The organism is Rhizobium sp. P1_E1 (genome assembly GCF_056406015.1).
The window spans coordinates 1-6288 of sequence record NZ_JBFUAY010000234.1; the positions used below are offsets into that span (position 1 = coordinate 1).

General features: G+C 62.6%; 6 protein-coding genes and 1 pseudogene. 1 reads left to right on the forward strand and 6 read right to left on the reverse strand.

The genetic code is table 11. From position 1 onward, the window contains the following. A pseudogene (locus tag AC1D1Z_RS32495) lies at positions 1 to 299 on the forward strand (2-keto-4-pentenoate hydratase); the annotation flags it as partial. Between the two features lie 16 nt (positions 300 to 315). On the opposite strand, the gene mmsB reads toward AC1D1Z_RS32495, so the two are convergent. From mmsB to AC1D1Z_RS32525, 6 genes are all read right to left on the reverse strand, one after another. Next, positions 316 to 1197, reverse strand: a complete 882-nt coding sequence (mmsB, locus tag AC1D1Z_RS32500; protein ID WP_028732622.1) for a 3-hydroxyisobutyrate dehydrogenase — start codon at positions 1195 to 1197, stop codon at positions 316 to 318. Between the two features lie 9 nt (positions 1198 to 1206). Next, on the reverse strand, positions 1207 to 2802 hold the full coding sequence (locus tag AC1D1Z_RS32505) for a GMC family oxidoreductase (RefSeq protein WP_028732623.1): 1596 nt from the start codon (positions 2800 to 2802) through the stop codon (positions 1207 to 1209). An 82-nt stretch (positions 2803 to 2884) separates the two neighbouring features. Then, a complete protein-coding gene (locus AC1D1Z_RS32510; RefSeq protein ID WP_018246524.1) occupies positions 2885 to 3874 on the reverse strand; it encodes a branched-chain amino acid ABC transporter permease in 990 nt (329 codons plus the stop codon). Position 3875: 1 nt separating this feature from the next. Beyond that, positions 3876 to 4763, reverse strand: a complete 888-nt coding sequence (locus AC1D1Z_RS32515) for a branched-chain amino acid ABC transporter permease (RefSeq protein ID WP_003547797.1) — start codon at positions 4761 to 4763, stop codon at positions 3876 to 3878. A 4-nt stretch (positions 4764 to 4767) separates the two neighbouring features. Beyond that, positions 4768 to 5469, reverse strand: a complete 702-nt coding sequence (locus tag AC1D1Z_RS32520) for an ABC transporter ATP-binding protein (RefSeq protein ID WP_130729767.1) — start codon at positions 5467 to 5469, stop codon at positions 4768 to 4770. Beyond that, complete coding sequence (locus AC1D1Z_RS32525; RefSeq protein ID WP_018448539.1) at positions 5469 to 6251, reverse strand: ABC transporter ATP-binding protein; 783 nt, start codon at positions 6249 to 6251, stop codon at positions 5469 to 5471. The genes AC1D1Z_RS32520 and AC1D1Z_RS32525 overlap by 1 nt, the downstream gene beginning before the upstream one ends. Between the last annotated feature and the right edge of the window lie 37 nt (positions 6252 to 6288).

Sequence of the window (6288 nt, forward strand, 5' to 3'; positions counted from 1 at the left end):
GCTATGTGCTCGGTCCGAAGCTCGAAAAAAGCGTTGTCGACACCGTCGGGGGAACGCCGCTCAAGGTCACTCATGCCGGCCGCACGATCTATGATGGTCCGGCACAGCATCCGAAGGGCGACGTTCTCACCTGGCTCGTCGATTACGCCAATGATGGCTTGCGCCCCGAGACATCGCTGAAGACGGGTGCGCTCATCACCACAGGCACGTTGAGCGGCGCGATCGAACTGACCGAACCCGGCGAGATCGACATCGAACTCGGCAATAGCAGGCTCAGCTTCTCGGTATCGAAGGGTTGACTTGACCCCGTGGCGCTTAAGCCTTCTCGCGGAACATCTCGATGATGGCGGAAAAGTCCCTTCCGCCATTGCCCTGCTTCTCGAAGAGCGCGAAAAGCTGCGCTGCTTCCGCGCCGAGCGGCGTGGACGCGCCACTCGCCAGCGCCGCCTCCTGCGAAAGCCTGAGATCCTTTAGCATCAGGGCTGCGGCAAAACCCGGTTTGTAGTCATTATTCGCAGGTGAGGTCGGCACCGGTCCGGGCACCGGGCAATAGGTATTGATCGACCAGCATTGGCCCGACGAGGTCGAGGCAACATCGAACAATGCCTGATGCGAGAGACCAAGTTTCTCGGCGAGCACGAAGGCCTCGCAGACGCCGATCATCGAAATGCCGAGGATCATGTTGTTGCAGATCTTTGCAGCCTGGCCGGCGCCGGCCTCGCCGCAATGGACGATCCTCTTTCCCATCGCCTCGAGGATCGGCTTTGCCTTGGCGAAGGCCTCTTCCGAGCCGCCGGCCATGAAGGTCAGCGTGCCCGCGGTCGCCCCGCCCGTGCCGCCGGAGACGGGGGCGTCGAGCGACAGGCAGCTTGCAGCCTTGGCCATCTCATGCGCCTTGCGGCTGCTGTCGACATCGATGGTCGAACAATCGATGACCAGCGTGCCTTGCGCTGCCGACTGCAGGATATCGGTCCAGGCCGTCAGTACGTGCCTGCCCTGCGGCAGCATGGTGATGATGATCTCCGCGTCCTTGACCGCCTGGCTGGCATGGCTTGCCGGTTTGACGCCGCTCTCCTCGGCCGCCTTCAGCACGGAAGCCGCAAGATCGAAGCCAAAGACTTCATGACCTGTTTTGACCAGATTGGCTGCCATCGGCCCGCCCATATTGCCAAGCCCGATGAATGCGATCCTTGCCATGGTCTTCTCCTATCGATTGTCTTCGAGGATCATTGTTGCCGCCTTTTCGGCGATCATGATCGTCGGCGAATTGGTGTTGCCCGAGGTGATCAACGGCATCACCGAGGCGTCGGCGATCCTCAGCTTGCCGAGCGCCCGGAATCTCAGCCTGGGATCGACGACGCTGTCCCTGTCGGCGCCCATGCGGCAGGTGCCGACGGGATGGAAGATCGTCGTGCCGATATCGCCCGCCACCCGCTCCAGATCGGCCTCCGTCTGATAGGCGGGTCCCGGCTTGAATTCCTCCGGCTTGAAACGGGCAAAGGAAGGCTGCGCGACGATCTTGCGCGTCAATCGTATTGAACGGACAGCTATGTCACGATCGCGCTGCGTCGAGAGGTATTTCGGGCTGATCGTCGGCTGGGCGGCAAAATCCGGGCTCGAGAGGTGCACCGAACCCCGGCTTTCCGGCCTKAGATTGCAGACGCTCGCCGTGATCGCCGGAAAAGGATGGACGGGATCGCCGAACTTCTCCAGCGATACCGGCTGCACGTGATATTGCAGATCAGGCGTTTCCCGGTCCGGGCCTGAGCGGGTGAAGATGCCGAGCTGGCTCGGCGCCATTGCCATCGGCCCGGAGCGGCGGACGAGATATTCGAGCCCGATCGCCGCCTTGCCGATCAGCTTCGTCGCCTTCTCGTTCAGCGTCGGAACGCCTGTGACCTTATAGGCCAGACGCAGCTGCAGATGGTCCTGCAGATTCTCGCCGACACCCTTCACCTCGGTGACGACATCGACACCCGCCCGCTGGAGAACCTCGCCCCTGCCGATGCCTGACAGTTCCAGGATATGCGGCGAGCCGATCGAACCGGCCGAAAGGACGGTTTCTTTCGCAGCATAGGCGCGTTTCGCCACGCCACCATGCTGGAATTCGACGCCGGCAACGGCGCCCTCCTCCACCAGCAGCCGCCGGACCTGCGCTTTGGTCAGGACGGTCAAGTTGGAGCGCTTCATCGCCGGGCGCAGGAAGGCCTTCGAGGTGTTCCAGCGAATGCCGGAACGCTGGTTGACGTCGAAATAGCCGGAACCTTCGTTGCTGCCGCGGTTGAAATCCGCGGTCTCAGGGATGCCTGCTTCCCTGGCCGCCTGCTGAAAGGCATCGAGCACGGCCCAGCGCACACGCGCCTTCTCGATGCGCCATTCGCCGCCGGTACCATGCATCTCGTCTTCGCCGCGATAAAAATCCTCGGACTTGCGGAAGAAGGGCAGAACATCGTCCCAGCCCCAGCCGGTGCAGCCCATCTGCCGCCAGAGGTCGTAATCGCGCGCCTGGCCGCGCATGTAGATCATGCCGTTGATCGATGAACAGCCGCCGAGAACCTTGCCGCGCGGATAGCTCAACGCCCGGCCGTTCAGCCCCGCCTCCGGCGCCGTGGTGAAGCACCAGTCGGTGCGCGGATTGTTGATGCAATAGAGATAACCGACCGGAATATGGATCCAGTGGTAGTTGTCGCTGCCGCCAGCCTCGAGCAGCAGTACCCTGCTCCTGCCATCGGCGGACAGCCGGTTGGCGAGCACGCAGCCGGCGCTGCCTGCCCCGATGATGATGTAGTCGTAACGATCCATGCCCCGCACGAGACTCCAGATGCTTGCCGCTTCCCTCTCCCCGCAGCACGGGGAGAGGAAGAGTCGCAGCGCCGCCGCCCGTTCAGCGGCGATAGACGAAGCCCAGTTTCCGCCCCAGCCGCGAGGCGTAGAATTCGCCGATGATGCCCCGGCGGAAGATCAGCACGCAGACCATGAAGACGATGCCGGTGATGATCGTCACCGGGAATTCCGAGGTGGCGAGGTAGTTTTCCAGCGCCACCACCAGCCCGGCGCCGAAGAGCGGGCCGATCAGCGTGCCGATGCCGCCGAGTAGCGTCATCAAGATCACTTCGCCCGACATCTGCCAGGCGACGTCGGTCAGCGTCGCAAACTGGAAGACGATCGATTTCACAGCACCCGCGAGCCCCGCAAGCGCGGCCGACATGACGAAGGCGCCGAGCTTGTAGCGGGCTACGGAATAACCGAGCGAGATTGCCCGCTGCTCATTTTCGCGGATCGATTTCAGGATCATGCCGAAGGGCGAATTGATGAAGCGCCAGATGATCAGCACGCCGATGATGAAAACAGCCAGCACGAAATAATACATGTTGGTCGAGCTGTTCAGATCGATAAAGCCGAAGAGATGGCCGCGCGGCACCGACTGGATGCCGTCCTCGCCTTCGGTGAACTCCGCCTGCAGGCAGAAGAAGAAGAACATCTGCGACAGCGCCAGCGTGATCATTGCGAAATAGATGCCCTGACGGCGGATCGCGAAGAATCCCATGACGAGGCCGAGAAACGCCGCGCCCACCACCCCAATCAGGATGCCGAGTTCCGGTGGCAGGCCCCATGCCTTCACCGTGTAGGCGGTGAAATAGGCCGCTCCACCGAAGAAGGTGGCATGGCCGAAGGAAAGCAAGCCGGTATAGCCGAGCAGCAGGTTGAAGGCGCAGGCAAAGAGCGCGAAGCAGAGCAGCTTCATCAGGAAGATTGGATAGAAGAAAAACGGCGCCAGCAGCAGGAGCAGCAGCCCCGCCAGCAGAAAACCCGCCTGCACCGAAAGGGCGGTTCGGCTTTTTTCCGTTTGGATGGTTTCGGTGATGTCAGCCATGTCACGCATCCCGTCCGAAGAGGCCCGCGGGCCTGATAAGAAGCACGATCGCCATGATGACGAAGATCACGATGTTGGAAGCCTCGGGATAGAAGACCTTGGTCAGGCCCTCGGCGATGCCGAGCACATAACCAGTGATGATCGCGCCCATGATCGATCCCATGCCGCCGACGACGACCACGGCGAAGACGACGATGATCATGTTCGAGCCCATCAGCGGCGAGACCTGGTAGATCGGCGCCGCCAGCACGCCGGCAAAGGCGGCGAGACCCGCCCCGAGCGCGTAGGTGAGCGTCAAGAGCACCGGCACGTTGACGCCGAAGACCTGCACCAGCACGGCGTTTTCCGTGGCGGCGCGCAGATAAGCGCCGAGCTTGGTCTTCTCGATCAGCAGCCATGTGCCGAGGCAGACGACGAGCGAGACGACGACCACCCAGCCGCGATAGATCGGCAGGAACATGAAGCCGAGGTTGGCGCCGCCGGCAAGCGCAGCCGGCGTCGCATAGGGCTGGCCGGAAGAGCCGTAGAGATAGCGGAAGGTGCCCTCGACCGCGAGCGCCAGGCCGAAGGTGAAGAGCAGGCCGTAGAGCGGATCGAGATCGTAGAGCCGGCGCAGGAACAGCCGCTCGATGATAGCGCCGGCAAGGCCGACGATCACGGGCGCCAGGATCAGCGACGGCCAGTAGCCGATGCCGGCATAGGTCAGCAGCAGGTAGGCGACGAAGGCGCCGAGCATATATTGCGCGCCATGGGCGAAGTTGATCACCCGGAGCAGGCCGAAGATGATGGCGAGGCCGAGGCTGAGCAGCGCATAGAACGAACCGTTGATCAGGCCGATCAGCAGCTGGCCGAACAGCGCCTGCAGGGGAATGCCGAAGATCATTGTCATCTGGTCACACTCCCAGAACTTTGTGCAGCGTATCCATGCGCTGCGGCAGTTCACCGACCGGGAATTCCGACACCATCTGCCCATGATCCATCAGATAGAAGCGATCGGCAATACGGCTGGCGAAACGGAAATTCTGCTCGACGAGCAGGATCGTCATGCCGCGCTCCTTCAGCGTCTTCAGCACCTCCCCGATGCGCTGGACGATCACGGGGGCAAGCCCTTCCGTCGGTTCGTCGAGAATGAGCAGCCTGACGCCGGTGCGTAGGATTCGGGCGATCGCCAGCATCTGCTGCTCGCCGCCGGAAAGCTTGGTGCCCGGGCTGCCGCGACGCTCGTAGAGATTGGGGAAGAGCTCGTAGATCTCGTCGAGAGTCATCCCACCTGCTGCCACGACAGGCGGCAGCAGCAGGTTTTCCGAAACGGTGAGCGTCGAGAAGATGCCGCGCTCCTCCGGCACGAAACCGATGCCGCGATGCGCTGTCTTGTGCAGCGGCACCTGCATCATGTCGCTGCCRGCAAAGCTGATCTTGCCCTTCCGGGACCGCACGATGCCGGTGATGGTGCGTAGCGTCGTCGTCTTGCCGACGCCATTGCGGCCGAGAATGGTGATCGTCTCGCCTTCATCGACGCGCATATCGACGCCGTGCAGGACATGGCTTTCGCCGTACCAGGCATTGAGCCCCTGGACCTCGAGGAGAGCGGCCATCAATGCTCCTCCGTACCCATATAGGCCACGCGTACGCGCTCGTCCTGGCTGACGGTGGCATAATCGCCCTCGGCGAGGATCTCGCCACGCTGCAGCACCGTGACATGCTGGCAGATATTGGCGACGACGGAGAGATTGTGCTCGACCATCAGCACCGCCCGCTCGCGGGCGACCTCGCGGATGATGGATGAGACGACGCCGACATCCTCCTGCCCCATGCCGGCCATCGGCTCGTCGAGCAGCAGCACCTTGGGATCAAGCGCCAGCGTGGTGGCGATCTCCAGCACCCGCTTGCGGCCATACGAAAGATCGGCGGCGATATGATCGCGCTCCTTGGAAAGCCCGACGCTGGCGAGCAGTTGCTCGGCGCGCTCGTTCAGCCGGTCGAGCGCCGAAATCGGCCGCCAGAACTGCGTGGAAAGATTGTTCGGCCGCTGCAGCGCCACACGCACATTGTCGAGAACGCTCAGGTGCGGGAAGACCGCGGAGATTTGGAAAGAGCGTACCAGTCCCATGCGCGCCACCTTGTCGGGTGGCGTCTTCGTGATGTCAACGCCCATCAGGGTGATCGTGCCTGATGTCGGCTGCAGGAACTTGGTCAGCAGGTTGAAGACCGTCGTCTTGCCGGCGCCGTTCGGGCCTATCAGCGCATGCACGCTTGCGTCATGCACGTCGAGATCGACGTTCTTGACGGCGGTGAAGCCGCCGAAATCGCGACGCAGTCCGCGGGCGGACAATACCACCCGCGGCTTTTCCTGAGTTTCAATTGCGGAAACCGCCATCGTGCTTACTTCACCAGATCGCAGCCGCTCTTGGCGG